This is a genomic window from Lichenicola cladoniae (assembly GCF_013201075.1).
Lineage (GTDB): Bacteria > Pseudomonadota > Alphaproteobacteria > Acetobacterales > Acetobacteraceae > Lichenicola > Lichenicola cladoniae.
In genome coordinates this window covers 1,855,850-1,881,947 of the sequence record NZ_CP053708.1, presented here as the reverse complement: position 1 = coordinate 1,881,947, position 26,098 = coordinate 1,855,850, and the positions used below count along the sequence as shown (strand labels likewise).

The following is a 26,098-nucleotide window of genomic DNA, read 5'->3' as shown; positions in this document are numbered from 1 at the left end:
TGTCCGTCGTTGCCGCCGGCATCATTTGAGCGCTCCCGCGGTCAGGCCGCCGATGATCCGGGTCTGCAGCAGTGCGAAGACGATCAGGATCGGCGTCACGAAGATCGCGGAATAGCTCATGATGCCGCCCCAGTCCGTCGTGTTGGTGCCCAGGAAGCCGCGCAGGCCGACGCTCGCGGTCTGGAGCGCATCGGACGAGATCAGCGACCGCGAATAGACATATTCGCCCATGGATTGCAGGAACACCAGGATCGCCGAGACCAGGATACCGTTGCGCGCCAGCGGCACCATGATCAGCAGGAACGCCATCGGGCGGCTGGCACCATCCATGCGGGCGGCATCCTCGAGTTCGCGTGGCACCTGCGCGAAGCTGGCACGGCACAGCACGATGAACAACGGCACCATCTTGCCGGTCTGGGCCAGGACGACCGCGAAACGCGGCGTGGCCAGCAGGCCGAGCTGATTGAACGCCACGAAGATCGGCGTGACCAGCAACGATGGCGGCAGCGCCTGCAACAGCAGCACCAGGAACAGTGCCGCATCCACCCAGCGGTTGCGGTGACGCGCCAGCACATAGGCGGCGCCGGTGCCGAGCAGGACCGTCAGCACCGTGGTCCCGGCGGCGATCAGTGCCGAGTTCCACAGATAATGCGCCATCGCATGTTCGACGAACACCCGCCCGAAGGTGATGTGCAGGGTGTGCGGCCAGAAGGTCGGCGGATTGCGGAAGATCTCGGCGGGGCTCTTCAGCGCGGTGGCGTACATCCAGTAGAGCGGAAACAGGTAGATCGCGGCCAGCACCAGGCCGATGCCGCCATCGATCCGCCGCCGGCGCACGGATGGGAGGATCATGCCGCCTGCTCCTGTCGGGTCGACCAGACATAGAAGCCCGCGACCGCCGCCGTGAACGCCAGCATCAGCACCGCCAGCGCGCTGCCCTGCCCGATCTCGTAGACCTGGAACGACAGCTGCCAGGACCAGTATTGCGCGACATTGGAGCTGTTGGACGGGCCACCCTCGGTCAGGCCGGAAATCAGATCGTATTGCTGCAGCGTGAAGATGACCCCGAGGGACGCCACCGCGGCGATGGTCGCCCGCATCATCGGCAGCGTGATGAACAGGAACGTGCGGACCGGGCCGGCGCCGTCCATCTTCGCAGCCTCGTACACGTCGGCCGGGACCGCGGCCAAGCCGACCGACAGCAGGATCATGTTGAACGGGATCCCGAGCCAGATGTTGGCGACGATGACCGCGTAGAGCGACAAAGCGGGATCGGACAACCAGAATGGGTGCGACCGGGTCAGGTGCAGTCCGGCCAGCACCGCGTTGAGCACGCCGTTATCGCCGGCAAAGATCCATTTCCAGATCCCGCCGACCACGAGCCCGGGCATGATCCAGCCGGCCAGGAACACGCCCCGCAGCGTGGCGGCGCCCGGGAAGCGGCGGTTGAAGAACAGCGCCAGCGCGAACCCCAGCACGAGCTGCGCGCTCACCGAGAGGATGGTGAACAGGGCGGTGTTCAGGAAGATGTGGCGGGCACCCGGCCGCGCGAACAGGGCCATGTAGTTGTGCAGCCCGACGAACGGCCGGCGCAGCGACATGATGGTGAACATGTCGACGCTCTGGAACGACATCACGACGGTGTAGACCACCGGGACCGCACAGATGAGCACGAGAAACACCAGCGGCACGCCGAGCATGGCGATGTCGAACATAGGCCGCTGGTGGGCAAGCTTCATTAATTGTCGCCCTGCAGCGCCGGGTCGATGATCGCCTGTGCGTCCTTCAGCGCGGCGGCCGGCTGGGCCTGATGCGTCAGCGCCGACTGGAAGGCGGCCTGGATCGCTTTGGAAATGACCGACCAGTGCGGGTTCGGTCCACGCACCCGGGCATATTTCATCTCCTCGATGAAGGTCGCGTAGGCTTGCGGATGCTGCGGCGCGGCCGGATTGTCGATGCGGATCGAGGGCAGCATGCCGAACTCGTTCCAGTCGCGTCCTTCCTGCGAATAGACGTACTCGAGAAAGCGGAATGCTTCGGCCGGGTGCGCGCTGTTGTGCAGGATGACGAACGCATGTTCGCCGAGGGCCGAGGCGTGCGTGCCACCCGGCTTCTGGACCGGCAGGAGTGCTGTGCTCCAGGCGAACTTCGCGGTCGAGATCGGGCCGCTCAGCTCCCACGGTCCTGAAATCGCCATCGCCGCGTTGCCGTTGACGAAGGTCTGGAACGCGTCCGACTGTGCCCGGATCAGCGTGTCGTGCGAGGCGAGTTTCTCGTCGATGAGGCTCTGCCAGAATGTCAGCGCCGCCACCCCGGCCGGACCGGAGATCTTGTCGTAGTCACCGCCGGCACTCTGCACCCATGGCAGGAACTGGAACGTTCCTTCCTCGTCGCCGATGGCCGAGAAGGCAAGACCGTAAACACCCTTCGCCGGGTCCGTCAGCTTGCGCGCATCTTCGCGCAGGGCGTCCCAGGTGGCCGGGGGCTGCGCGGGATCGAGCCCGGCCGCCTTGAAGGCGTCGTCGTTGATATACAGCACCAGCGTGTTCGAGCCGCGCGGCAGCCCGAACACGTGCCCCTTCCATGTCACCGATGCGAGCGGGCCGGGAAAGAAGCGCTTCGGATCGATCACCTTCGATTGCGCGATCAGCGGCGACAGGTCGGCCAGCGCATTATGCGCGGCGAACAACGCGACCTCGGGGTTGTCGATGGTGACCAGGTCGGGCCCGGCGCCGGTGGCGATGGCGCGCATGGTGTCGTTGGACACATCGGCGAAATCGACATGCTTGATCTCGATGTGGATGTCGGGGTTCTTTGCCTCGAACTCCTTCGCCAGCGCGTAGCTTTGCGTCACCTGGTTCGGCTTCTCGATCGTCCAGAATTGCAACGTGACGGGAGCCGCCCGGGCGGGTGCGACACACAGTATCGCCAGCCCGGAGATCGCCAACCTGGAAAACGCCAGCCGGCATGCATGTTTGAACATCGGTGTTTCCTCTCGAAGACGCCGCCGGAGTTGATCCCCGGTCGGCCGCAGGTGCGACGGTGTCAGGCCGGGTTGGGCACGAAGTCGCCTCCACGGCAGCGTTTCAGATGGTTCAGCCCGGCCACCTGCCCGGTCATTTCCAGCGCCTCGCGATAGACCGGATCGTGCCAGCCCTCGATATCGATCGAGCCGGTGTAGCCGCCCAGGCGAAGGTCGCTGATGATCGCGGTCCAGTCGCTGTCGCCGAACCCGGGCGTGCGGTGGAAGGCGAACGGCTCGGCACCGTGCACGCCGTGCCGGCGCACCACATCCCAGCGCACGCTGGCATCCTTGCCATGCACATGGAAGATCTTCGGCATCCAGTCGCGCAGCTGCGGCATCGGATCGATCAGGTAATAGAGCTGGTGGCACGGCTCCCACTCGAGGCCGATATTCTCGTCCGGCAGCGCGTTGAACATAAGCTCCCATGCAGCCGGATTATGGGCGATGTTCCAGTCGCCGGTTGCCCAGGACCCCTCCATCGGACAATTCTCGAAGGCGATCCGCACACCCTTGTCGGCGGCGCGCTTCGCCAGCGGGCCGAAGACTTGCCTGAAGCGCGGCAGGCTTTCCGGTAGCGGCCGGTCGCGCACCCGGCCGGTGAAGCCGGCGATCGTGGTCGCGCCGAACAGGTGCGCATGGTCGATGAGCTGCTCCCAGCCGGCCAGCGTCTCGCGATCGAGCGGGCGGTCCTCCAGCGGATTGCCGAACATCCCGAGCGTGCTCATGGTCACGCCGGAATCGGCGATCACGTCGCGAAGCTGTCCGGCCAGGCGCGGCAGATCGACGCCGCCCAGCGTCTGCCAGAAGAACGGCTCGATGCTCTCGAAGCCATGCGGCAAGATCTGTCGCACGGTACCGGCCGGATCCGGTGCGTTGGCGCGGACCATGGTGCCGATGCGGATATCGAGCGCAGGATTGGTCATGGAACCTCCGGTTCTTCGGGAATGGCGATGGTGACGCTGCGGCCGGTCTCGGCGCTTTCGATCGCGCCGAACACCATGGCCAGGCTGCCGAGATTGTGGTGGCTGACCGTCTCGGGTTCGCGGCCTTCGCGCACGGAGCGTGCGAAGTCGCGCAGCAGGCCGAGATGTCCGTCGATCCCGTCATCGGAATGCAACGGCGGCACTTCGATGGGCTGCGTGACCGAGAACAGCCCATCCTGTGCCGCGGGGTCGGCGAGGCATTCGGCGGTGACGGCATCCTCGCCATCCCAAATGGCGGTGCCGCGGTCGCCGACCACGCGCCACTGGCCGTTCCAACTGGTCGGCATTCCGTTCGCGCACCAGCTGCCGCGATAGGTGAGCACCCCGCCGGTGGGCAGGGTGAAGATGGCGTTCGCCGCGGCGCCAGCGGCAAACCACGATCCGTCCGGGTTGGTTTCGTGGCAATAGACGCTGTCCGGCGTGACGCCGGCGAGATAGCGCGCCGCATCGAAACTGTGGATCGCCATGTCGAGCAGCAGCACGTGTTCCATCTGCTCGCGAAATCCGCCGAAATGCGGCGCCTTGAAGAAATCGCAATGCAGGCCGGTGACCTTGCCGAGCGCGCCGCTCTCGATCAGCCGGTGCAGCCTCCGGATCCCGGGCAAATAGCGCCGGTTCTGAATCACCGCGTGCAGGCGGCTGGCCGAGCGTGTCGCGTGGACGAGTTCCCGTGCATGCACCAGCGTGTCGGCAAGCGGCTTCTCGCTCAGCACGTGGCATCCGGCGGCCAGGGCGGCCAGCACGACACCATGACGGGCCGCCGGCACGACGACGTCGAACAGCATGTCCGGCCTTGAGCGCTCCAGCAGCGTTTCGATATCGTTGGCGATCACCACGTCGCCGAGGCCGAATTCCACCGCCCGCGACCGGGCGCGGCCCTCGTCCAGGTCGGCCAGGCCGACGATCTCGATCTCGTCCAGCTCGGCCGCTGCCGCCAGCCAGGCGCGACTCATCTCGCCGCAACCGATCAAGGCTGCTCGCATCGTCATCCTCCCCCTGCTCGATCGCCGCCTGCCTTCTGTGAGGCTGCGTTCGGCGATCGGTCCCGTAAACGTTTACGGAGACTGTGCGCGTGCTATCCCTGCGTCAAGCCGGGATTGCGGCGACACGGCTCGAGGATGGAACGGACCCGATGGACATACGCGCGCTCGCCCGCCATCTCGACCTGTCGATCGGCACGGTGTCCCGGGCCCTCAATGGCCGCAAGGACGTGCGCGAGGCGACGCGGGTCCGGGTGCTCGAGGCGGTCGCGGCGTTCGGCTACGTGCCCAACCAGGCCGGCCAGACGCTGCGTCGTGGCCAGACCCGGACCATCGCCTTCGTGCTGACCCCCAGCGCGGACAGTGCGGCCCAGGGCGACCCGTTCTTCATGGCGCTGTTCGGCGGGATCCAGGCTGCCCTGGCGTCCCGGCAACTGGACCTCATGGTCCTGCTTGCCCGGAGCGACGAGGACCAGTTCGCGTTCCTGCAGCGTGCGGTGTCGCGCGGCCTTGCGGATGGTTGGCTGCTGTCGGCGACGATGCGGCATGATCCGCGCATCCCGTTCCTGCTGGAGCGCGGGGTTCCGTTCGCCACGCTGGGACGCAGCCTGTCCGGCGGCAGCCAGCCGTGGATCGACCTCGATTTCGAGGCCGTAGCCCACCAGTCGGTCGCCCGCCTTGCCGCCGCCGGACACCGGCGTATCGCCCTGGCCGACCCGGCATCGGACATCAATCTCGGGCATGTGTTTGCCGATGCCTATCGCGCAGCACTGCAGGACGCCGGATTGGCGGTCGATCCGGCCCTGCTGGTTCGCGTCGAGACCGACGAGGCCGGTGGCTACCGGGCCGTGGATACGCTGCTGGGGCTGGCCGATCCCCCGACGGCGCTGATCCTCAATGGCGACACCATGCCGGTCGGGGCCTATCGCCGGCTGCAGGAGGCCGGACTGCGACCAGGCCGGGACATGTCGCTGATCGGCATCCGCGACACGCCGGCAAGCCGCGGCCTGTCGCCCTCGCTGACATGCTTCACGCTATCGCTGCACGACCTCGGCAGGGATCTTGCCGAGGCGTTGCTGCTGGCGATGACACCCGATGATGAGGGGGTCCTGGTTGGGCCGGTGCAGCGGCTTTGGCCGATGACGTTGGTGGAGGGTGGGAGTGATGGGTTTGGCTGATGATGGAGGCGGTGTGGAGATGTCTGATTTGTTGGGTCAGGGTCTCGGCCGTCCGGGTGCACTTTGTGGGGCAGCTTCCGTCGAAACGTTGAAGGGCAGGCTACACGGGTATCGCGCCTGTCTTAGTCGGGGAACAACATCATGCTGGCGTAGCCGCCTGTCGGTACCGCGCATGGGGCAAGCCGGGAACGTAAACCTATTCGTTAAATGTCTTCCCGTTGCTGCGTTTCTTCTTCTGTTCGTTGGCAACGTGGGCGCCCAGTCTTTAGCTTGCCCACCAGCGAAGGCGGATGCTGCGGAGACTGCAGCCGACGGGCTGACGTCGTGGCGAGCTGTCGCGGCGTATCTCCATCTTTATTAAGGGTGCGACGGAGGGGAAATAGCCGAGGCGTCGTCCGAGGGTGTGGCAAGAATCTTAGCCGACCATTGGAGATCGCTTCCTAACTTCGCAGCCGAAACCAAGAAGGCTCCTGCTCTCCGCCTTTTTTGTTACCGCTCAAATCAACTCGACGCTGAATACACGCGACATTGAGAAGATAGCTTATCTTGCCAAGAATTCCTGCCCAGTCGGGGTGTCTCGTTTGTGCAAGGCCATCAATAATGCTGCCGCAGACGCTCTCAAGTAAGCGCAAAAACGTCCAGGCTTGCCAGCGGTTGATACCCGACCGTGCGGCCCTGCAATTCGCTTATCAAACATCTACCTTAATCATCTTGCTGGTCACTCCAACAGGTCGATGACCTTGTGAACGTCTCTACCATCAGGTTAGAATATATGCTTAATCGCGAACCGCGCACACTCAAATTTTGGCACAACAAGCTGGCGCAGGTGCCACACACCATCCAATACCACGAAATGTAGCTAATCGGCCGGGACCACAAACCAAATATTTTCACGGGGGCCAGACCGAGCCGAAATCGAAAGTGCAGCCCCAATCCGCTTTTCATGCACGAGACCACGGCAGATAGCAGCCTCGCCTTAAGCAAGATGAACGCCACGCCAGACATTACCGGATGTATTGTTCATCCTCATGCCCTAACCTTAAGTTAAACTTTTCTCCCTCAACTCACGGGTCTAGAACCGTAAATAAAACCTAAGCGGCTGCACGGCGCCTTGTCGCCTTTTTATTCGGCAAAGCCACTTCGTGATCATTGAAGGTTTGATGCAACAAAGCCGGCAAGAGATTGGCGAGCTCTTCTTCAACCTTGTTATGTGCAGCTAGCGCCGCCTGAACTTTGGTATGCAGAGAGTCGAATATCTGCTGCGCACCCAAGCTAGGCAGTGGAACCGGTAGATTATGGAGTGCTACCGGGCCTAATGTACGGTTTCGAGCAATGCTACTTGGAGAGGCTGCAATCAACCGAGCCGAACCCTCTGGTTGCGTGAAATAGAAGTGAATGAAGCTTGGGACCGCTCGTTTTAAATTAACCTCACAGGTGAGCATGCGTCGATTACCGACACATTCGACGTCGCTCCGTGTCGCAATTGCTACCGCACCTTCCCAGGCCATTAAATTACTGAATATCAAATCGTGTTCTTTGATTGAGAAAAGCTCCTGCCAAGTAAAAGAAGAACCTGGAATAGTTCGTCGGCGGAATGTTCCGCGATAAAAGCTACGTATACCGATTTCCGTATAGCTCTTCTCTTCCTCGATCTTTACATTACGACGGACCAACGGAGCGATCTCACCAAGGCAAACGACAGGCGCACTGCGCGTGATACGACGGAAAACAACCTGCAGCATCGCTTGCAAGTTATCACTAACTGACTGCGCCGCTTTTGCTCTTTTTTCTATATAAGACGCTGCCTTGTCCAATTGTTTCGCAATTGCCTCTTGTTCTGCTAGCAACGGCAAAATGAGCTTTTGTTTTAGGAAGCGAGCCTCTTTCAGACGTACTCTGTTTGTTGATCCTTCGCTACCCGATCGCGCAAGATCCACAAACTCTGGAGTTCGGCTGAGCCAAGCTAAATACCTTACGTTGAGCCGGGTTTTATCCACGTCAAAGCAAGGAAAGTCGCTCGAAACAACTGCGCCGTTCAACTGAGGTGGGATAAATCCGAATGCCCCGTGCCTTGCATCGATCCGAGAGACAATGAACTGCCCGGCTTTAACGCGTAGTTGAGAGGCGGCAGCGATATCACTGCCTTTGACGATCGCTCGCTGGACTATGCCCTTGCCCCAGAGTTTAACGGTTACCTGCTTATAGTCAGCATCAGGATCCAAGACTATCCAGTCGTAGTTTGGTGTCAGTACATCCTCTAGTACAACATGTAGCTGCTCCCGAACCGTCACGTGTCTTGCCTCAGCAATACTCGCACGTCTTCCAAAAGTCGAAGTGCTTCACGCTCTTTCTCGATCGCAGATGCAATAATCTCGAATGGAGAACGATGATCTTCTTTTGCTGCAGATTTAGGGTTCTTGATATCAAGATTACAGGAAACGACTCGACCAGCCTTGTCCTTTATCAGCAGGCTCTCCGCCTGCACCATCCAAGCACGTTCATCATCCGGAAATCCGACACGATACCATGCCAACGCGTCGCTTAGCTCCTCATCTAGCATTGGCTGCGTTTTGGTATACTTCCGCCGTCCCTCTGGCGGGGTTTGCTCCCAATAGGCAACGTTGCGGGACGGACCTCCGGTGCTGAAAAATAAGATATTGGCCGGTATGTCCGTATAGGGTGCAAACACTCCTTCGGGGAGACGGATGATTGCGCGCAGGTCACAGGTTTCCAGTAATTCCGCCTTGATTCTTGCCGCGACTCCGCCCTCAAACAGCGTTCCGTTTGGCAAGACAACCGCGGCTCGGCCTCGCCCGCCACGTCGTAACTTGCGCATTATTAGTTGCAAAAACAGCAGAGCCGTTTCCGAAGTGCGTTTATTTATTGGGAAATTACCAAGAACAGACGCCTCCTCTTCTCCTCCAAACGGGGGATTAGTCAGGATGACATCCACCCGCTGTGCCTCTCCTATTTCGGTAAGTTTGTTGCGAAGAGCGTTACCGGAATCGATGTCAGGCGCATCTAAGCCGTGCAGCATCAAGTTCATCTGACCCAGCAGGAATGGTAGCGGCTTAGCCTCACCGCCACGGATACTCCGCTCCTGCAAGATACGCTGGTCTTTTGCACTCTTGCGCTGATCGCGAAGGTGAGTAAAAGCCTCCACCAAGAAGCCTGCGGTTCCACACGCCGGATCCTCCACTACCTCGCCAAGGCGAGGGTCGAGTGCTTTTACCATGAGCCGCACGACAGGACGCGGTGTATAGTACTCGCCAGCCGAACCAGCTGCATCACGCAGCTGACGCAGCATGCTCTCATAAAGGCGCGAGAGCTGGAACACCTCGTCAGAGGCATCGAAGTGGATGCCATCCACCAGCTCTACCACCTCGCGTAGGATGTGGCCTGAACGCGCCTTTAGGCTGACGCCTACAAATACAGTTGCAACAACCGTTCGACGATCACGTGCGCCATCAGCCCGGAGGGAGCGCAAAGTTGCGAAAAGACCTGGGCCAGTCGTGCCATCCGGCCGCAGCGTCTCCTTTTCGATCGTCAAGAAGCGGATGAGGTCATCCCCCGTAAGCCCATCTTTTGGCGAGGCCCAATCTCGCCAGCGATAGGGAGGCGCGACCACGCTGTCGAAGCGCCGCCCCTCCATCGCGACCTCTGCTTGACGCACACGCTCTACGTCATCCAAGAGCTTGAGAAACATGAGCCACGCAAGCAACGGCAAACGGTCTGTGTCACCGTCTAAGCCCTTGTCCTTACGTAACTTATTGCGAGCCTGTTTAATAATGGCGTCGAGCCGCTGGGCCGCGCCGCGCGGGGGAGCCTCCCGCTTCAACCGTTGTGCTGGTGCCATCTTGATTCTCTTTAAAGGGCCAGCCAAATCAGGCGGCGTAGAGTTGTTCCTGCAGTTCAATCACAGCCTGCCGAAGACCTTCTGGGCCACCGAACCGACTAGCAATTTCCAGCGGGTTGCCCATGGCGGAAAGTGGCTTGATCTTCAAGGCTTCCGGCAGCCGCAATTCATCCGGGCCGCCAATCTCATATCTATCAAGAAGGGCATCCAGTACGGCCCGAGCCTCTCCGCCAAACCGATCAAAAACCGCGGGTTTGCGGCGCTTCAACTCTTCAGCTCGTTCTCGTCTTGTGCGAGGCGGGGCGTCCCAAGCTACGTGGCAGAGCAAGTCAAAGGGGTCAGCATCGGGCTGTCCAGCAGCCTCCGCCAGCTCCTTCACGTCGAGTCCGTGAGCAGCCAGCGCCTCTGCTACTATTAGCCGCTTATCAGGAAGGCCCCAGACCGTGCGGAGAGCGGCAGGCGTTGCATAAAGAGTGCGCACAACGTCCCGTGTGCGATCAAGGACTCTTCGGGTAACAAGCCTACCTTCTGGATCGAGCTCCATTGCTCGGTCCCACACGATGCGGGATCTTCCTTGATCTACATAATATTTTGATCTGGCCGCGGGTCCGCCGCCTCATGGCACAAGGACTGTTCCGCCCCCTTCATCTTGAGCCTCATTCGCTGTTGAATCCTCATGAGGAGTCGTCTCAAGGGCCCCATCAGGCACGGTGCCTGTGATCGGATCCATCGGTTCCACCATCACGGCAATGGGATCACCATCGAATGCTGGGTCGGCAAATTTTGCCGTCGCGGTACCTGTATAATCAAGAATCGTAAACCAGGTTTTTCCGTAATCTTCACGGACACGCGTGCCCCGGCCGATGATCTGCTTGAACTCGCTCATCGAACCGATGACGCGGACTAGCGCAACGTTATGTACAGTCGGCGCATCGACGCCAGTCGTAAGCATCTGTGACGTTGTCAGCACAGCCGGCGTACGTAAATCCAAATCCTGAAAGCGTTCCAGATACGTGCGTCCGACATCGCCCTCATCTGAGGTAACACGACAAACCCAATCAGGGTGCATCACCATCAGGTCGGAATTCAGGTTAGCCAGAGTTCGGCGCATTTCGTCCGCGTGCTCTTGATCAACACAAAAAACAAGTGTCTTAGCGAACGGGTCGGTACCGCGGAGGTATTCAGTTAAATGACGAGCAATCGCTTCAGTACGAGCCCGAAGTGCCACAACGCGTTCAAAATCCTTGGTCTGATATTCGTCGTCGGGAATAGGTTGCCCGTAGCGGTCGAGTTCGCCACTTGTCGGCCGCCAACCTGCAGCGTCAAAGTCAGTTACGACACGACGGACCTTGTAAGGGGCAAGATACCCATCCTCAATCCCCTGTCTTAGGGAGTAGACGTAAAGCGGCGCTCCGAAATAAGCGAAGGTATCGCGTGTCTCGTCGTATATCGGTGTCGCTGTCATGCCAATCTGAGCGGCCGCCGCAAAATGCTCGAGAATAGTACGCCAAGCACTGTCAGCACGTGAGCTGCCACGGTGACACTCGTCGACGATAATCAAATCGAAGAAGTCGGAGGGCAGTCCTGCAAATCGTACGTCATTGGGTCCCTCTTCCAGTAGAGCTTGATACGTGGCAAAGAAGACCTCGCGTGACCCCGGTGCATGTCCGGCCAGGATGCGGTGGCGCCCATCCCCGAATGGTCCGAAGTATCGGTTCTGCGGGTCTTTCACCAGCACATCGCGGTCCGCCAAGTATAGCACACGTGCGCGCAAGCGGCCTGAGATTGCTGTCCAGCGGGCGGCGTGAAGACGCCATGCGATCTGGAAGGCAATGGATGTTTTACCCGATCCCGTGCAAAGGATAATCAATGTACGACGGCGGCCCGACGCAATAGCCTCAATGGCTCGAGTAATTGCTGCTTCTTGGTAGTAGCGAAGAGGCTGCTTCGGATCAGGGCGTCCAGGCGTTAGCGCCACCTCCGCTGCACGCGGATCTAGCCCGAGGCCGATACGCTGTCGCTCCCAGAGCTCATCCGGAGCTGGGAACGTGTCGACTAGCTTTTCTAGTCCAGTAAAAAAGTCAAATTCCAGAATTTCAACGCCATTGCTGGAATAAGCGAAGCTTAGATCAAGCATGATTGCATATTGCTTCGCCTGCTGCATGCCCTCTGCAGCAGGCAGGTAGGAGGCCTTGGCCTCAACAACCGCAATGGGAACATCGGCTCGATAGCGCAATAAGTAGTCGGCCCTTCGACGCTCACCTCGCCTTGTCCCGCGCTTGGTAAACAGGATGCGCCCAGGAGTGATAATGTGCTGCTCGTGCAACTGATGAGGAAGGCTATCCCACCCAGCAGCTTGCAGACGTGGAGTGATAGCCCTACGGCAGGTATCAGCCTCGGTTTCGGTCTCGTCCGCCAATCACTCTCATCCCATTCTTACGCAGGTGCCCGGGATCTTCATTACATCTAATTCGCCCGCTTGATGAAAGACGCAGGCCTAAATTCGGCTTCCGGTCTTTTCAGTAAGACCTTGGTAGTAGCATGCTGACTTAGGCGATTATCGGAACCATCGCAGGCACCATAGTGTGGAACACTGCTCTTACGGGCGGGAGTCTTAAATCTCGTCTCGATGCGAAAAAATCGGTCGAACTGGAGCGTCCGCCTCAAGAAGTGCCGGCGCTCGTGGCGAGGTCCTACGCGACGTAACGCCTGCTTTGACTTGAACCGTTGCACGAAATCCTAGAGCCGCTTTGCATCTGGACGGCTACGGTAAGAGGCGGCCGGGCGTTCGAGCTATGTCCAGGACCCCTGGAGATGAGCCAAGTGCCGGGGTAGACGCGCAAGGTTGGCACGTCAAATGGTATTGCGTCTTTGAAGGCATGAAGCGTGATCGGCGAGCCTTTGCACCATAACACCAACCGCGATCTATACGCAGTTCTTCAGTCGGCCTTGAATTCTGGCTCGCCTGCGGGCCGCACACGCCTCGGCCGCAGTAATCGACCTGCCGGCACCGACCACAACTGTCGCATGGGCTTAACCTCGATGTTGTCGAGCAAGGCGAAGATGCACCGTAGGCCGTTGGCGCAAGTATGAAGACGAACCAGTCAAGGTGCTGAGGCTCGAAATGCCTTAGAGGCGACACACGGTCTCCGACAGCCGACGACAGTGAGGGCACCTTTGCTCCACTAGCGCCCACCGTTCCATAGACACTTTGGCCCTCGCCAGACAGATCGGAGGGCGGTGCCACAAGGGGGCTGCCCTTTCTTTGTGACCTCAGGCTACCGAACGAAAAGATTCAATGCCAGCCCCAAGCTTTCCTAACCGGCTCAGCCAAAAACACATTCTCGAAACACTGAGCAATTTGATTGGCGTCCCGTACGGGGTTCGAACCCGTGTTACCGCCGTGAAAGGGCGGTGTCCTAGGCCACTAGACGAACAGGACTTGGGCCAGAGTGTCGCCTGGGCGACCTACGGCGACTGCGTAGCGGAGCGACCTTTGGCGGTCAAGCGACCGCGGCGTCCTGGATGAAGAAGCCGGCGCTAGTCGTGTTGTTCCAGCTCTCCGCCCGCAGCCAGCCGGCCAGGTGCAGCGGCGGGCCGCCACGGGCCTCCAGCGTCGCGGTCAGCTTGCTCTCGTTGGCGCGGAACAGCAGCGCCTTGAGCCGGGGGCCGCCGCCCTCGCCTTCCAGCATCAGCCGCAGCGTGTTGCCCTCGCGGCCGATCCGGTCGGCCCGCAGCACCCTGACCCGCGACAGCACGAACAGCGGCTCCTCGTTGCCGGACCCGAAGGGCGCCAGCCGGTCGATGTGGCTGGCCAGCTCCACCGTCGCGGCCTGCACCGTCAGCACCCCGTCCACCGCCAATGCGGACGCCATCGGGCGGGACCGGGCCGCCGCCAGCCGCTCGTCGAGGAAGGCGTGGAACCTGTCCAGGTCGCTCGCCTGAAGCGAGAACCCGCCCGCCATCGCGTGGCCGCCGCCGGTCAGCAGCAGCCCGTTCTGGCGTGCGCTGATGATTGCCGAACCCAGGTCCAGCCCGTCGACCGATCGGCCCGAGCCCTTCACGGTGCCGTCCTCGAGTGCCGCCGCCACGAAGGCTGGGCGGTTGAACCGCTCCTTCAGCCGCCCGGCGACGATGCCGACCACGCCCGGGTGCCAGTCGGTTCCCGCCAGCAGGATCACCGCATGGCCCGCCTCGATCTGCGCGGCGCCGCGCTCCATCGCCTGGTCCATGATGCCGCTCTCGACGGTGCGCCGCTGGCGGTTCACCGCATCCAGCCGCTCGGCCAGCAGCTTCGCCTCGACGGGATCGTCGCACAGCAGCAGCCGCAAGCCGAGATCTGCCTCGCTGATCCGGCCGCCGGCATTGATCCGCGGCCCAAGCGCAAAGCCGCAGGTGAACGCGCTCAGCACGTCCTTCACAGACGCCACTTCCAGCAGCGCATGGATGCCAGGGCGCGCCCGCCTTCCCATCACCTTGAGCCCCTGGGTGACCAGCGCCCGGTTCAGGCCGGTCAGTGGCATCACGTCGCAGACCGTCGCCAACGCCACCAGATCCAGCAGCGCGATCAGGTCCGGCGCCGGCCGGCTGGCGAAATACCCGTCCCGGCGCAGATGCCGGACCAGCGCCACCCCGGTGAGGAAGGTGATCGCCGCCGCACACAGGGTGTTCAGGCCGGACCCGCAATCCAGCCGGTTCGGATTGACGGTGGCCAGGATCGGCGGCACCGGACCGTCCGACTTGTGATGGTCAAGCACGACAACGTCCGCCCGGCCGACCATGTGCGCGAGCTGGTCGGCCGCCGCGGTGCCGCAATCGACACAGACGATCAGCGTCGCGCCACGCTCCGCCAGGCCGCCGAGGGCCGTCGCGTTCGGGCCGTAGCCCTCGCGAATCCGGTCGGGGATATGGGTATGCACGGTGCAGCCGAACGATCGCAGCAGCGTGGTCAGCACCGCCGCCGCACAGGCGCCATCCACGTCGTAGTCGCCGAATACGCCGATGGTTTCGGACTGCTCGACGGCCCGCGCCAGCCGGGCCGCCGCCGCGTCCATGTCGATCATGCAGGACGGGTCGGGCAGCAGCGCGCGCAGGGTCGGCTCGAGGAAATGCTGCGCGGTCTCGACATCGACGCCGCGCGCCGCCAGCAGCCGCCCGACCATCTCGGGCAGGACCAGCCGCTGCGACATCGCCAGCCCAGCCCGCTCCTGGGCGGCGCTGTCGGCGCCGCGCCAGATCCAGCGCCGCTGGCCGATGCTGGCCTCGACCCCGAGCACGCTGCCGGGGAGCGCGCCCCCGGCGATGGCCGGGACCAGGCCGCCGTCAGGCATCAGCCGGCAGTCAGGTGGCGCTCCAGGTTTTCGTCGCGAAGTTATGGTGCCCCTCGATGAACCGCACCGTGCCCGACTTGCTGCGCATGACGATCGAATGCGTCACCGCATGGTCGCCGGACCGCACCACGCCGCGCAGGAGCGCGCCCGTGGTGACGCCGGTCGCCGAGAACAGCACGTCGCCCTGGGCCAGGTCCTCGAGGGCGAGCCGGCGGCGCGGATCGCCGGGGGTCATCTGCTGGGCCCGCGTTGCCTGGGCCTCGTCCTCGAACAGCAGGCGGGCCTGCATCTGGCCGCCCGTGCAACGCAAAGCCGCCGCCGCCAGAACACCCTCGGGCGCACCACCGGAGCCTGCGAAAATATCGACGCCGCTGTTCGGCATGCAGGCGGCGATCACGCCCGCCACGTCGCCATCGGAAATCAGCATGACCCGCACGCCGGCCTCGCGGGTCAGCGCGATCAGCTCCTCGTGGCGGTCGCGATCCAGCGTGCACAAAGTGAGGTCGCTGACGTCGCATTTCTTGGCCCGCGCCAGGTTGCGCAGGTTCACCGCGATGCTCGAATCCAGGTCGACCACGCCCTCGGGCAGGCCGGGACCGACCGCGATCTTGTCCATGTAGATGTCGGGCGCGTGCAGGAACTTGCCCTGCTCGGCCAGTGCCACCACGGTTAGCGCGTTGGGTGCATTCTTGGCGGTGAGCGAGGTGCCTTCGAGCGGATCGACCGCGATGTCCATCGCCGGTCCGCCGGCGCCGACCTTCTCGCCGATATACAGCATCGGCGCCTCGTCCATCTCGCCCTCGCCGATGACGACGGTGCCCGAGATGGCGACGGTATCGAAGGCCAGCCGCATCGCCTCGACGGCGGCGCCATCCGCCTCGTTCTTCTTGCCGCGCCCGGTCCAGCGCGACGCCGCCAAGGCAGCCGCCTCGGTGACCCGAACGAGTTCGAGCGCCAGGTTGCGGTCTGTCTGATAGCTGGAACCGGTGGACGCTTGCATGCGAATTCCTTTGGCTGATAGCGGAAGATCTTGAACGACGAGTCGAATCAACCTGCCTCGATCCGGATCATCACCGGAGATGCCACCACGACGTCGAGCCCTGCAATACGCGCCGTCGCTTCCTGCATCGCGACTTCGCGAGTCTCGTGCGTCACCAGCACGATCGGCACGCTCTCGTCCGGCAGCGCGCTCGGCGCCTGGCCATGCTGCAGCATGCTCTTCAGCGAGACGCCGCAGTCGCGCAACACGGCGGTGATCTCGGCAATGACGCCGGGCCGGTCGCGCACGTCGAGCCGCAGGTAGAACGAGCCACGGCACGCGGACATCGGCACCGAGGTCAGCTTCGACAGCGATCCGGAGATCGCGCCCCAGGCCGGGACCAGGCTGCCGCGGGCGATATCGATCAGGTCGCCCACCACCGCCGTCGCGGTCGGGCCGGCACCGGCGCCCCTGCCCTCCAGCATCACCCGGCCAACGAACTCGCCCTCGGCGACCACCGCGTTGAACACGCCCTCGACCTGCGCGATCGGCGCGGTGTTGGGCACCAGGCATGGATGCACGCGGGTCTCGACGCCCTGGTCGCTGCGCCGGGCGATGCCGAGCAGCTTGATGCGGTAGCCGAGCTCGGTGGCGAACGCGATGTCGGCCGCACCGATCCGGCGGATGCCCTCGATATGCACCGAGTCGAAATCGACCGGGCGGCCGAAGGCCAGTGCCGCCAGGATCGCCAGCTTGTGCGCGGTGTCGATGCCGTCCACGTCGGTCGACGGATCGGTCTCGGCGTAACCGAGCGCCTGCGCCTCCTCGAGCACCGAGGCGAAGCCGCGGCCGGTCTCGCGCATCGCGGTCAGGATGTAGTTGCAGGTGCCGTTCAGGATGCCGCCGATCCGCACCAGCCGGTCGGCCGCCAGCCCCTCGCGGAGCGCCTTGATCACCGGGATGCCGCCGGCCACCGCAGCCTCGAAGGCCAGCGCCACGCCGGCGCGCTCGGCCGCCGAGGCCAGGCCGGCGCCATGGATGGCGATCAGCGCCTTGTTCGCGGTCACCACGGGGCGGCCACGCGACAGGGCGGTCTCGACGAGCGTGCGCGCGGCACCCTCGGATCCGCCGATCAGCTCGACCACGACATCGACATCGGGATCGGTCGCCAGGGTCAGCGCGTCGTCGTGCCAGGCCAGGCTCGACACGTCGATGCCACGGGCCCGATGCCGGTCGCGCGCGGAAACCGCGGTCACCACCACCGGCCGCCCGGCCCGCGCCGCGATCAGCTCGGCATTGGCACGCAGCAGCCGCACGGTGCCGGCACCCACGGTGCCGAGACCGGCGATACCGACGCGCAGGGGCGCCGCGGCGGCGTGGAGCGAGAGCGTGTTCATCCGGCTTTTTCCAGATGCACGTCATGCCGCATCGCACCGACGCCGCGCGGATCGATCACCCCGTCATGCGACGTCAGGAAGGCCTTGATGTTGCGCGTCGCCTGCCGGAGACGCTGGGTGTTCTCGACCAGCCCGATCCGCACGAAGCCTTCGCCGTGCTCGCCGAAGCCCAGGCCGGGCGCCACCGCGACTCCGGCTTCCTGCAGCAGCAGCTTGGAGAATTCGACACTGCCGAGATGGGCGAACTTGTCCGGGATCGCCGCCCAGGCGAACATCGAGCCGCCCGGCGACGGCACATCCCAGCCGGCCACGGCCAGACCGCGGATCAGCACGTCGCGGCGTTCCTTGTACAGCGCCCGCACCTGGTCGACGCAGTCCTGCGGGCCGTTCAGTGCCGCCACAGACGCCACCTGGATCGGCGTGAAGGCGCCGTAGTCGAGATACGACTTGATCCGGGTGAGCGCGTTGATCAGCCGCGGATTGCCGGCGGCGAAGCCCATCCGCCAGCCGGCCATCGAGTAGGTCTTGGACATCGAGGTGAACTCGACCGCCACGTCCTTGGCGCCCGGCACCTGCAGGATCGAGGGCGGAACCAGGTCGCCGAAATAGATTTCCGCGTAGGCGAGATCCGACAGGATCCAGATTTCCTCGCGGCGCGCGAAGGCCACCAGCTCCTTGTAGAAATCGAGGTCGGCCAGATACGCGGTCGGGTTGGACGGGAAGTTCACGATCAAGGCGGTCGGCTTGGGCACCGAATGGCGGACCGCGCGCTCCAGCGCCCGCAGCATGTCGTCGTCCGGCTTGGCCGGCACCGAGCGCACGGACGCGCCGGCGATGATGAAGCCGAACTGGTGGATCGGGTAGGACGGGTTCGGCACCAGGATGGTATCGCCCGGGCTGGTGATCGCGGCCGACAGGTTGGCCAGGCCTTCCTTGGAGCCGAGCGTCGCGACGATCTCGGTTTCCGGGTCGAGGCCCACGTCCCAGCGGCGTGCGTAATATCCGGCGAGCGCCTTGCGCAGGCCGGGGATGCCGCGGCTGACCGAATAGCGGTGCGAGCGCGGATCGGACACGGTCTCGACCAGCTTCTGCACGATGTGCGGCGGAGTCGGGCTGTCCGGATTGCCCATGCCGAGATCGATGATGTCCTCGCCACGACTGCGTGCCGCCGCCTTCGCCTTGTTGACCTCCGCGAACACGTACGGCGGCAGGCGGCGGATGCGGTGGAATTCTTCGGTCATGGCAGGCTCTTCGCGATGCTTTCGGGGGTTGCCGGTCGGATCAGTCTACCAGACCCGCCGTCGCGCCGCGACCGAATGCGTCGGCGCGAATATGGATCGATCCGGACGGCACGCCCTGCTTCTCCAGCACGTCCGCGACGGTGCGGGCGCGCAGGGCGGCCAGGGTCAGGGCCAGTGCCTGGTCGCGCGGCGCGTCGGACGCCGCATCGCCATAGCCGTGCACGAAGATGCTGCCGGCGCCGCGCCTGGCGACCACGGATTGCAACGTTCCCGACTGCCCCGGGCTCAGCACATCGGAGCCGGCGGCGAATTCCAGCGCCTCGCCGGAGCGGGCGGCCAGCGCGTAGTGCGGCTGCGGCGGCGGCGCATACGTGACCTCGGCCGGAGTCCCGATCCCGGGCAGGCCGGGCGGCGGCGGTGGCGCCGACGGGATCTGCGGCATCGCGACGCTGGCCGCATCCAGGCCGGTGCCGGCCGGGGCGCCCGGTTGGGTCGCCGGCGGGATGACGTCCGGCATCGCCAGCTCGGTCTCCCCGGGGGGATTCACCGTCGTAGGCGCCGCAGGCTGGGCCGGTGCCGGCGTTGCAGGGGCGTCGGCCGCGTCGAGCGTCGCCGACGACGCTGTGGCCGTAGGCGCCGGCGTCTTTGGCGGTGCGGCGATCGCGGTCACCGGCGGTGGCAGCGGATCATGCGCGTTCAGCCGGGCCGAAAGATTGCGCTGCTCGACCAGGTTGTCGGTCACCGATTTACGCAGGTCGAGCGAGGCCACCTGGGGAGCGGCCGCCGGCGTGGTGCCGATTTTCGGATAGGGATCGTCCACTCCCGGCGGTGGCGGCCGCTGCTGCGCGATGGCGCCGCCTTCGAGGTCGTGCCACCAGCTCACCGGCGTATCGATCACGTCGCGATGGCCGCATCCCGCCACCAGCACCAGTGCCAGGCCGGACGCTATACGCGCCGCCGATCCGCCTGTCCGCCGGGGAAGGCCCTGTCCGTCCGGCTTCACCGTGCCGCCTGCCTTGCCCATCCGCTTCCATCCACGACGACGATCCATGCGGGAGATCGCTCCGGCAGTGCGTCAGGATGCCACTGTTACCCGGCCCTTCCCCGCGGGAGAAGCCGCCGCTTTGCAAACAGCGTCGTCATCGTGCGCCGGCCGGTCTTCACCTGCCGGCCGGACACCCTACATGCAGCGGACCGTATGTAGCGGACCGGAGGCCCATCCGGGCCCCGGACGGATCCGTCATCCCGCCGGCTTGGCATCGTGCCGGGTCGGTTGCAGGATGGATGCAATGATCCCCAGTACCGGATCGAGGGAGAGCCTGATGACCGGCATGACGCCGAACGACCTTATCCGGATGGATGACGAAGACCCCGACGGCCCGGAAGTGCCCGAGCCCAACGGTCCCGAGCCGTCCGAGCCCGGTGACAACAAGACCCTGTCCTCGCCGATCAACGAGCTCGAGAAGCGCCTGTTCGACCAGCGCAAGGTGCTGATCTTCGGTGCGATCAACGACAAGGTGGCGCGCGACGTCACCGGCCGCCTGCTCGCCCTGGCCGGCGCGTCGGACAAGCCGATCGACGTGTATGTCAACTCGCCCGGCGGTCACGTCGAGAGCGGCGACACCATCCACGACATGATCCGCTTCGTGAATGCGGTCGCACCCGTACGCATGATCGGCACCGGCTGGGTCGCCAGCGCCGGCGCGCTGATTTTCGCGGCCGGCGCCAAGGACCAGCGCTTCTGCCTGCCGAACACGCGCTTCCTGCTGCACCAGCCGATGGGCGGCGTGCGTGGACCGGCGACGGACATCGACATCGAGGCGCGCGAGATCATCAAGATGCGCGAGCGGCTGAACCGGCTGTTCGCGCGTGAGACCGGGCAGACCTACGAGAAGGTCGCCAAGGACACCGACCGCAACTACTGGATGGGTGCCGAAGAGGCCATCGCCTATGGCCTCGTCACCAAGGTGGTGAGCTCGATCACCGAGCTCTGACGGTATAGACCGCGACGACGCACAGGCCGGGACGCGAGTCCCGGCCTGTTGCGTTTCCCGGGCCGGACTCCGGTTTTGCCTTTGCAGCACGGTGGCCAGTGATACGACGGATCAGTTTCGGAACGCTTCTGGTTCCCGCCGCGCTCGGCTGCGCGATGCTGCTGCTGTCGGTCCGGCTTGGTCCGGATGCCAGCTGGGACCTGCGAAACTACCATCTGTACGACGCCTTCTCGGCGCTCCGGAAGCACGGTTTCACCGACCTGGTCGCGGCCCAGCGCCAGACCTTCCACCCGCCGATGGTCGACCTGCCGTCACTCTGGCTGCGCTTCCGCCTCAACCGCTGGCCGCACCTGCTCGATGCGATGCTGGCCGTGCCGAGCGCCGTCGCCGTCGTGATCGCCTGGTTCATCGGCCGCCGGATCGAGCCGGACGACACCCCGGGCGCCCGGCTGTCGCTGGTGCTCGCGGTGCTGTTCGGCGCCACCGGTGTCGCCGGCCTGCCGACCACCGGCACCAGCATGAGCGAGATGCCGGCCGCCTGCTTCGCGCTCGCCGGACTGGGCCTGCTGCTGACCGACCCGGGGGCCCGGGCGCCAGCCTGGCGCACCGTGCTCGCCGGGATCGGCTTCGGGGTTGCGTTTGCCCTCAAGCCCACGCTGGCGATCCTGGGTGTCGCTGCGGCGGTGGCGATCGCCCTGTGCACGCCGGTATCGGCATCGCGCCGGTTCATCCGCCTGGTCTGGTTCAGCCTCGGCGTCGCCCTGGGTGCGCTCGTGATCGGGGGGCCGTGGTGGTGGCACCTGACCCGCCTCACCGGCAGCCCGTTGTTTCCCTACATGAACCAGCTTTTCCAGTCGCCGCTGGTCGCACCGGTCGACCTGCCCAACTGGTTCGTGCCGAGGACCGAGTTGCAGGCGCTGTTCTATCCGTTCTTCTGGGCGGTCTCGCCGAGCCGGCTGGTCAGCGAGCTGACCGTGCGCGATCCGCGCCTGGCCATCGCCTTCGTCGCCACCATCTGCTGCGGCCTGATCGCCTTCCTGCGCAGCGCGCGGCCGGTCGGAGAGCGCCGGGCCGGCTTCCTGCTGGTCTTCCTCGCCATCGCCTTCATCCTGTGGGAAGCCGGCTTCTCGATCCTGCGCTACCTGGCACCGATCGAGCTGCTGTCGGGGCTTGCCATCCTGATCGCCTTGCAGCCGCTGAAGGCACGCTCGCCGATGCTGCCGCCCGCCATCCTGGCCGTTCTGCTGCTCGGGTCGGCGGCGATCACCATCTACCCGGATTGGGGCCGCGAGCGCCCGGCGACGACCGCGGCGTCGGTCGAGCCGCCGCCCCTGCCGCCCGATGCCATGGTGCTGCTGCTGACCGGCGATCCGATGGCGTATGTCGCCGCCTACATGGCACCCACGATCCGGTTCGTCGGCGTCGACAACAACCTCGTGCACCCGGGCCAAGACAGTGCACTGGAGCGACAGATCGAGCAGGCGGTCCGCACCCACCAGGGCCCGTTATATGGCCTGCAGCCATCGGCACCCGGCGATCCCGGCGCCGCCGTGCTTCGATTCTATGGCCTGCACCGGGACGGGCCGTGCCTGCCGGTCCGGTCCAACCTCGACGGCAATGCGCTGGCGGTGTGTCGCCTCAGGAAATGAGCGGGTCCAGCAGGACGTTGTCGATCAGTCGCGTGCGGCCCAGCCGGACCGCGACCGACATGACGGCCGGCCGGTCCGCCCGCTGCAGTTCCTCGAGCGTGGTGGCATCGGCGACGCTGACGTAATCCACGGTCAGGTCGGGCTCCGTCGCCAGGACCCCGCGCACGGCCAGGCATAGACGTGCGGCATCCGTCTCGCCGGCCTGGAATGCGTCCTGTCCCGCACTGAGTGCCCGATACAGCACCGGTGCCTGGGCGCGCTGACCGTCCGTCAGGTAGCTGTTGCGGCTCGACATCGCCAGGCCGTCGGGGTCGCGCATGGTGGGCACCACGACCACCTCGACCGGCACGTCGAGGTCACGCACGAAGCGGCGGATCACCGCGCATTGCTGCGCATCCTTCTGGCCGAAATAGGCCCGCGACGGCTGCACGATGTTGAACAGCTTGCTGACCACCGTCGCCACCCCGGAGAAATGCCCGGGCCGGATCGCGCCTTCCAGCACCTCCCCGATCGGCCCGACCTCGACCCTGCTGGTGAAGCCGGACGGATAGATCTCCGCGGGCGTCGGGGTGAACACCAGCGCGGTGCCGGCCTCTCGCAACAGGTCGAGGTCGCGCGACAGGCTGCGCGGATAGCGTGCCAGGTCCTCGTTCGGGCCGAACTGGGTCGGGTTGACGAAGATGCTGACCGCGACTGCGCCGCACTCGATGCGAGCGCGCTCGACCAGGCTCAGATGGCCCGCATGCAGGAAGCCCATGGTCGGCACCAGGCCGAGATCGGGGAAGCCGCGCCGTGCCGCGCGGAACTCGGCAATGGTGCTGACGACCTGCATCGGGGGATATGCTCGCGTGCTCAGGGTGTTGTCCCGGGCAGGCCGGCGAGTGCTTCGGCGAGCTCGCTCTCGTCCATTTTCGAACTCTGCGCGGCGGTCGGGAAGGCGCCCGACTGCACCTCCTCGACATAGAGACGCAGCGCGGCTTCCATCGCCGCGCCGATGTCGCCGTAGCGCTTGGCATGGCGGGGCGACTTCGCCGAATGCAGTCCGAGCACGTCGTGCCAGACCTGCACCTGTCCGTCGCAGCCCGCCCCGGCCCCGATGCCGATGGTCGGAATTCGGAGACGCTTCGACACCGCTTCCGCCAGCACCGCCGGCACCAGCTCGAGCACGATCCCGAACGCGCCGGCCTCCTGGAGTGCCAGCGCATCCTCGAGCAGGCGTCGCGCATCGGACGCCTGCCTGGCCTGCACGCGGATGCCGAGCTGGTATTGCGCCTGCGGGGTGAAGCCCAGGTGGCCCATGACCGGGACGCCGAGCTCGGTCAGGCGCCGCACGATCGGCACGATCGGCTGTCCGCCCTCGAGCTTCACCGCCTGGACCCCGGCCTCCTGCATCATCCGCCGCGCCGACGCGATGGCGTCCGCCTCGCTCGCATAGGTCAGGAACGGTAGGTCCCCGACCACCAGCGTGTCCTGCACGCCCCGCGACACCGCGGCCGCATGCCGCACCATGTCGTCGAGGGTGACCGGGATGGTGCTGTCGTTCCCGAGCACCACCATACCCAGCGAGTCACCGACCAGCAGCAGCCTGACGCCGGCGCGTTCGGCGATCATCGCGGACGGGGTGTCGTAGGCGGTCAGCATGACGATCCGCTCGCCGGCCTGCTTCATCCGCAAAAGATCGAGCAATGTAGTACGCATCGAAAAGCTCCAGCCGTCAGGTCCGGGCCTTCTACGCCCAGGATGACGCCTATGACAGACGCAGGCCTCTACCGGGGATCCCGTGCGGCCGAAGCGGACCGGACGACGCCCTATGCCCGTTCCGCGATCCGGTACTGCCACCAGCAGAGACCCGGAGTCACCACCAGCTCCATCGCCAGCCCGAACAGCATGGATGGCGGTGGAACCCCGATCGCCAGCAGCCCGATCAGCCGGCCGAGGCCGCCGACCACCACGAGCGCGGTCAGCAGCCGGAACCGCACCGCGTGCCATTCGAGCCGCGGGACGGTGCTCCAGAAGCCGATCCCGATCGCCAGCAGCAGCCCGGACAGGTACCGCACGTGACTATCCAGCGCGACCGGGGTGTCGCTCGGCGCGAGCCCGGCCATCGACGGTCCCAGCACGATCCCGGCAAGGCCGGCCAGCACCGGGACGAACCCGAACACCACCACCAGCACCTGCAGCAGCCGGTACTTCATCGGCCGGGCAGTCATGCGATGGAGGGCGCGCTCAGGCCCAGCATCAGCGCGATATTCTGGATCGCCGCGCCGGATGCGCCCTTGCCGAGATTATCCAGACGCGCGGTCAGCAGCACGTGGCGGCACGCCTCGTTGGCATGCACCCGCAGCTCCATCGCGTCGCTATCCGCCAGCGCCTCGGCGACCAGGACCGTCGGCGCAAGCTCGTCGCCGACGCGGACCCGGTCGGAGCCGCGATACCAGTCCGCCAGCGCCTGCTGCAGGTCGGCGCCCGTGACGTCGCCGGGCAGCAGATCGAGATGCAGCGGGATCGACACGATCATACCCTGCGGGAAATGCCCGACCGACGGCACGAAGATGGGACGGCGCGCCAGCCCGGCCTGGGTCCGGATTTCCGGCACATGCTTGTGTTCCAGGGTCAGCCCATACAGCTCGAACGCCGGGCCGCCGCCGGCCTCGTGCGCCTCGATCATGGTTCGACCGCCACCGGAATAGCCGCTGACCGCGTTGATCGCGAGCGGATGATCGCCGGGCAGCAACCCGGCCTCGATCAGCGGCCGCAGCAGGGCGATCGCCCCGGTCGCGTAGCATCCGGGATTGGAGACGCGCGCGGCGCCTGCGATCGCATCGGACTGGCCCTTGCTCATCTCGGGAAAGCCGTAGACCCAGTCGGGGTCGGTCCGGAACGCGGTGCTCGCGTCGAGCAGCTTCGGCGGATCCGCCAGCTCGGCCACCAGGGAAGCGGACTCGCGCGATGCGGTGTCCGGCAGGCACAGCACGACGAGGTCGACCGCTTCCATGAGGGCGCGCCGGGCGGCAGGGTCCTTGCGGCGGTCGGCATCGATCGAACGCACCGTGACCGGCAGGCTTTCCAGCCGGCGCCTGATCCCGAGCCCGGTGGTGCCGGCCTCGCCGTCGATGAACACGGTCGCTGAGGTCATGCCTCGGTCCTTCTGCCTCGGTAAATCCGTATTTAGTGGCCCGTCGCATATGCGGGGCTCACGTGTCCGTTGCCACCACCCTCAACCCGACGACATGGCGCACCCGTTTTGCAACAAAGCGACCCGACCATCAGGCCGATCATGTGGCTGCTCGCGATGCTGCTCCTGCTGACATCCTGCGCCACCGGCCCGATGCCCGAGGATTCGCCGGCCGCAAGGTATAGTGAGGGCGGTGCCGCCGCCATCACCGGTGCCTACGATCTCGGGCTGTTCTGACACCGCCCATTCGTCCGCGTGCCCGGAATGCGAACGGCCCGCCAAGGGCAGCGAAATGCCACCCCGGCGAGCCA

Annotated in this window: 22 protein-coding genes and 1 tRNA gene; 4 read left to right on the top strand and 19 right to left on the bottom strand. The window is 64.9% G+C overall.

Translation table 11 applies throughout. The annotated features are described in order from the left end of the window. Nucleotides 1-21: 21 nt before the first annotated feature. The 5 genes from HN018_RS08700 to HN018_RS08680 all read right to left on the bottom strand — a co-directional run bounded on the left by HN018_RS08700 (nt 22) and on the right by HN018_RS08680 (nt 4,991). Entirely contained in the window at nt 22-852 is an 831-nt protein-coding gene (locus tag HN018_RS08700; protein ID WP_171835930.1) for a carbohydrate ABC transporter permease, read from the bottom strand. Beyond that, the gene (locus HN018_RS08695; protein WP_171835931.1) at nt 849-1,739 is read right to left on the bottom strand and encodes a carbohydrate ABC transporter permease; all 891 of its coding nucleotides are present in this window, start codon (nt 1,737-1,739) and stop codon (nt 849-851) included. The genes HN018_RS08700 and HN018_RS08695 overlap by 4 nt, the downstream gene beginning before the upstream one ends. Beyond that, nucleotides 1,739-2,983: an ABC transporter substrate-binding protein gene (locus HN018_RS08690; protein WP_204259705.1), complete on the bottom strand. Its 1,245-nt coding sequence runs from the start codon at nt 2,981-2,983 to the stop codon at nt 1,739-1,741. The genes HN018_RS08695 and HN018_RS08690 overlap by 1 nt, the downstream gene beginning before the upstream one ends. A gap of 62 nt (nt 2,984-3,045) precedes the next feature. Continuing rightward, nucleotides 3,046-3,948 (bottom strand): sugar phosphate isomerase/epimerase family protein, encoded by a 903-nt coding sequence (locus tag HN018_RS08685; protein WP_171835932.1) that lies wholly within the window; start codon nt 3,946-3,948, stop codon nt 3,046-3,048. Next, complete coding sequence (locus tag HN018_RS08680; protein WP_171835933.1) at nt 3,945-4,991, bottom strand: Gfo/Idh/MocA family protein; 1,047 nt, start codon at nt 4,989-4,991, stop codon at nt 3,945-3,947. Before HN018_RS08680 ends, HN018_RS08685 begins: the two co-directional genes overlap by 4 nt. A gap of 89 nt (nt 4,992-5,080) precedes the next feature. Here HN018_RS08680 and HN018_RS08675 point away from each other — a divergent pair, with 89 nt between their 5' ends. Further along, nucleotides 5,081-6,166: a substrate-binding domain-containing protein gene (locus HN018_RS08675; RefSeq protein ID WP_204259704.1), complete on the top strand. Its 1,086-nt coding sequence runs from the start codon at nt 5,081-5,083 to the stop codon at nt 6,164-6,166. A 1,091-nt stretch (nt 6,167-7,257) separates the two neighbouring features. Here the strand turns inward: HN018_RS08675 and HN018_RS08670 are convergent. The 10 genes from HN018_RS08670 to HN018_RS08630 all read right to left on the bottom strand — a co-directional run bounded on the left by HN018_RS08670 (nt 7,258) and on the right by HN018_RS08630 (nt 20,020). Next, complete coding sequence (locus tag HN018_RS08670; RefSeq protein ID WP_171835934.1) at nt 7,258-8,457, bottom strand: restriction endonuclease subunit S domain-containing protein; 1,200 nt, start codon at nt 8,455-8,457, stop codon at nt 7,258-7,260. Continuing rightward, nucleotides 8,454-10,022 carry a class I SAM-dependent DNA methyltransferase gene (locus tag HN018_RS08665; protein ID WP_171835935.1) on the bottom strand — a complete coding sequence of 523 codons (1,569 nt, stop codon included), beginning with the start codon at nt 10,020-10,022 and terminating at the stop codon, nt 8,454-8,456. The genes HN018_RS08670 and HN018_RS08665 overlap by 4 nt, the downstream gene beginning before the upstream one ends. Nucleotides 10,023-10,050: 28 nt before the next feature. Then, nucleotides 10,051-10,566 (bottom strand): type I restriction-modification enzyme R subunit C-terminal domain-containing protein, encoded by a 516-nt coding sequence (locus HN018_RS29715; protein ID WP_204259703.1) that lies wholly within the window; start codon nt 10,564-10,566, stop codon nt 10,051-10,053. 72 nt (nt 10,567-10,638) lie between these two features. Beyond that, nucleotides 10,639-12,441 (bottom strand): EcoAI/FtnUII family type I restriction enzme subunit R, encoded by a 1,803-nt coding sequence (hsdR, locus tag HN018_RS08660; protein ID WP_204259702.1) that lies wholly within the window; start codon nt 12,439-12,441, stop codon nt 10,639-10,641. 947 nt (nt 12,442-13,388) lie between these two features. Next, nucleotides 13,389-13,464, bottom strand: a tRNA-Glu gene (locus HN018_RS08655). A 61-nt stretch (nt 13,465-13,525) separates the two neighbouring features. Continuing rightward, nucleotides 13,526-15,352, bottom strand: coding sequence for a single-stranded-DNA-specific exonuclease RecJ (gene recJ, locus HN018_RS08650; protein WP_171835936.1), 1,827 nt, complete (start codon nt 15,350-15,352; stop codon nt 13,526-13,528). Between the two features lie 10 nt (nt 15,353-15,362). Then, the gene (gene glpX / locus HN018_RS08645) at nt 15,363-16,352 is read right to left on the bottom strand and encodes a class II fructose-bisphosphatase (protein ID WP_171835937.1); all 990 of its coding nucleotides are present in this window, start codon (nt 16,350-16,352) and stop codon (nt 15,363-15,365) included. A 47-nt stretch (nt 16,353-16,399) separates the two neighbouring features. Continuing rightward, on the bottom strand, nt 16,400-17,728 hold the full coding sequence (locus tag HN018_RS08640) for a homoserine dehydrogenase (protein WP_171835938.1): 1,329 nt from the start codon (nt 17,726-17,728) through the stop codon (nt 16,400-16,402). Continuing rightward, nucleotides 17,725-18,969 carry an LL-diaminopimelate aminotransferase gene (locus HN018_RS08635; RefSeq protein WP_171835939.1) on the bottom strand — a complete coding sequence of 415 codons (1,245 nt, stop codon included), beginning with the start codon at nt 18,967-18,969 and terminating at the stop codon, nt 17,725-17,727. The genes HN018_RS08640 and HN018_RS08635 overlap by 4 nt, the downstream gene beginning before the upstream one ends. A 40-nt stretch (nt 18,970-19,009) precedes the next feature. Further along, on the bottom strand, nt 19,010-20,020 hold the full coding sequence (locus HN018_RS08630; protein WP_171835940.1) for an OmpA family protein: 1,011 nt from the start codon (nt 20,018-20,020) through the stop codon (nt 19,010-19,012). Nucleotides 20,021-20,258: 238 nt separating this feature from the next. On the opposite strand from HN018_RS08630, the gene HN018_RS08625 reads away from it, so the two are divergent. Continuing rightward, nucleotides 20,259-20,963: an ATP-dependent Clp protease proteolytic subunit gene (locus tag HN018_RS08625; RefSeq protein WP_408886767.1), complete on the top strand. Its 705-nt coding sequence runs from the start codon at nt 20,259-20,261 to the stop codon at nt 20,961-20,963. A gap of 98 nt (nt 20,964-21,061) precedes the next feature. Then, nucleotides 21,062-22,612, top strand: coding sequence for a glycosyltransferase family protein (locus HN018_RS08620; RefSeq protein WP_171835941.1), 1,551 nt, complete (start codon nt 21,062-21,064; stop codon nt 22,610-22,612). Here the strand turns inward: HN018_RS08620 and panC are convergent. From panC to argC, 4 genes are all read right to left on the bottom strand, one after another. Next, entirely contained in the window at nt 22,602-23,444 is an 843-nt protein-coding gene (panC, locus tag HN018_RS08615) for a pantoate--beta-alanine ligase (RefSeq protein ID WP_171835942.1), read from the bottom strand. The genes HN018_RS08620 and panC overlap by 11 nt on opposite strands. A 20-nt stretch (nt 23,445-23,464) precedes the next feature. Then, nucleotides 23,465-24,310: a 3-methyl-2-oxobutanoate hydroxymethyltransferase gene (panB, locus tag HN018_RS08610; protein WP_171835943.1), complete on the bottom strand. Its 846-nt coding sequence runs from the start codon at nt 24,308-24,310 to the stop codon at nt 23,465-23,467. A 110-nt stretch (nt 24,311-24,420) separates the two neighbouring features. Then, on the bottom strand, nt 24,421-24,807 hold the full coding sequence (locus HN018_RS08605) for a DUF4345 domain-containing protein (RefSeq protein ID WP_239479147.1): 387 nt from the start codon (nt 24,805-24,807) through the stop codon (nt 24,421-24,423). Between the two features lie 11 nt (nt 24,808-24,818). Continuing rightward, on the bottom strand, nt 24,819-25,748 hold the full coding sequence (argC, locus tag HN018_RS08600; RefSeq protein ID WP_171835945.1) for an N-acetyl-gamma-glutamyl-phosphate reductase: 930 nt from the start codon (nt 25,746-25,748) through the stop codon (nt 24,819-24,821). A 141-nt stretch (nt 25,749-25,889) separates the two neighbouring features. On the opposite strand from argC, the gene HN018_RS29085 reads away from it, so the two are divergent. Beyond that, a complete protein-coding gene (locus tag HN018_RS29085; RefSeq protein ID WP_275434264.1) occupies nt 25,890-26,024 on the top strand; it encodes a hypothetical protein in 135 nt (44 codons plus the stop codon). Nucleotides 26,025-26,098: the final 74 nt, after the last annotated feature.

What these genes read in the sequence shown, in the direction of transcription:
- HN018_RS08700 (WP_171835930.1), bottom strand. Translation starts at nt 852, where the DNA reads ATGATCCTCCCATCCGTGCGCCGGCGGCGGATCGATGGCGGCATCGGC.
- HN018_RS08695 (WP_171835931.1), bottom strand. Translation starts at nt 1,739, where the DNA reads ATGAAGCTTGCCCACCAGCGGCCTATGTTCGACATCGCCATGCTCGGC.
- HN018_RS08690 (WP_204259705.1), bottom strand. Translation starts at nt 2,983, where the DNA reads ATGTTCAAACATGCATGCCGGCTGGCGTTTTCCAGGTTGGCGATCTCC.
- HN018_RS08685 (WP_171835932.1), bottom strand. Translation starts at nt 3,948, where the DNA reads ATGACCAATCCTGCGCTCGATATCCGCATCGGCACCATGGTCCGCGCC.
- HN018_RS08680 (WP_171835933.1), bottom strand. Translation starts at nt 4,991, where the DNA reads ATGCGAGCAGCCTTGATCGGTTGCGGCGAGATGAGTCGCGCCTGGCTG.
- HN018_RS08665 (WP_171835935.1), bottom strand. Translation starts at nt 10,022, where the DNA reads ATGGCACCAGCACAACGGTTGAAGCGGGAGGCTCCCCCGCGCGGCGCG.
- HN018_RS29715 (WP_204259703.1), bottom strand. Translation starts at nt 10,566, where the DNA reads ATGGAGCTCGATCCAGAAGGTAGGCTTGTTACCCGAAGAGTCCTTGAT.
- recJ (WP_171835936.1), bottom strand. Translation starts at nt 15,352, where the DNA reads ATGCCTGACGGCGGCCTGGTCCCGGCCATCGCCGGGGGCGCGCTCCCC.
- glpX (WP_171835937.1), bottom strand. Translation starts at nt 16,352, where the DNA reads ATGCAAGCGTCCACCGGTTCCAGCTATCAGACAGACCGCAACCTGGCG.
- HN018_RS08640 (WP_171835938.1), bottom strand. Translation starts at nt 17,728, where the DNA reads ATGAACACGCTCTCGCTCCACGCCGCCGCGGCGCCCCTGCGCGTCGGT.
- HN018_RS08635 (WP_171835939.1), bottom strand. Translation starts at nt 18,969, where the DNA reads ATGACCGAAGAATTCCACCGCATCCGCCGCCTGCCGCCGTACGTGTTC.
- HN018_RS08630 (WP_171835940.1), bottom strand. Translation starts at nt 20,020, where the DNA reads ATGGATCGTCGTCGTGGATGGAAGCGGATGGGCAAGGCAGGCGGCACG.
- HN018_RS08625 (WP_408886767.1), top strand. Translation starts at nt 20,259, where the DNA reads ATGATCCCCAGTACCGGATCGAGGGAGAGCCTGATGACCGGCATGACG.
- panC (WP_171835942.1), bottom strand. Translation starts at nt 23,444, where the DNA reads ATGCAGGTCGTCAGCACCATTGCCGAGTTCCGCGCGGCACGGCGCGGC.
- panB (WP_171835943.1), bottom strand. Translation starts at nt 24,310, where the DNA reads ATGCGTACTACATTGCTCGATCTTTTGCGGATGAAGCAGGCCGGCGAG.
- HN018_RS08605 (WP_239479147.1), bottom strand. Translation starts at nt 24,807, where the DNA reads ATGAAGTACCGGCTGCTGCAGGTGCTGGTGGTGGTGTTCGGGTTCGTC.
- argC (WP_171835945.1), bottom strand. Translation starts at nt 25,748, where the DNA reads ATGACCTCAGCGACCGTGTTCATCGACGGCGAGGCCGGCACCACCGGG.
- HN018_RS29085 (WP_275434264.1), top strand. Translation starts at nt 25,890, where the DNA reads ATGTGGCTGCTCGCGATGCTGCTCCTGCTGACATCCTGCGCCACCGGC.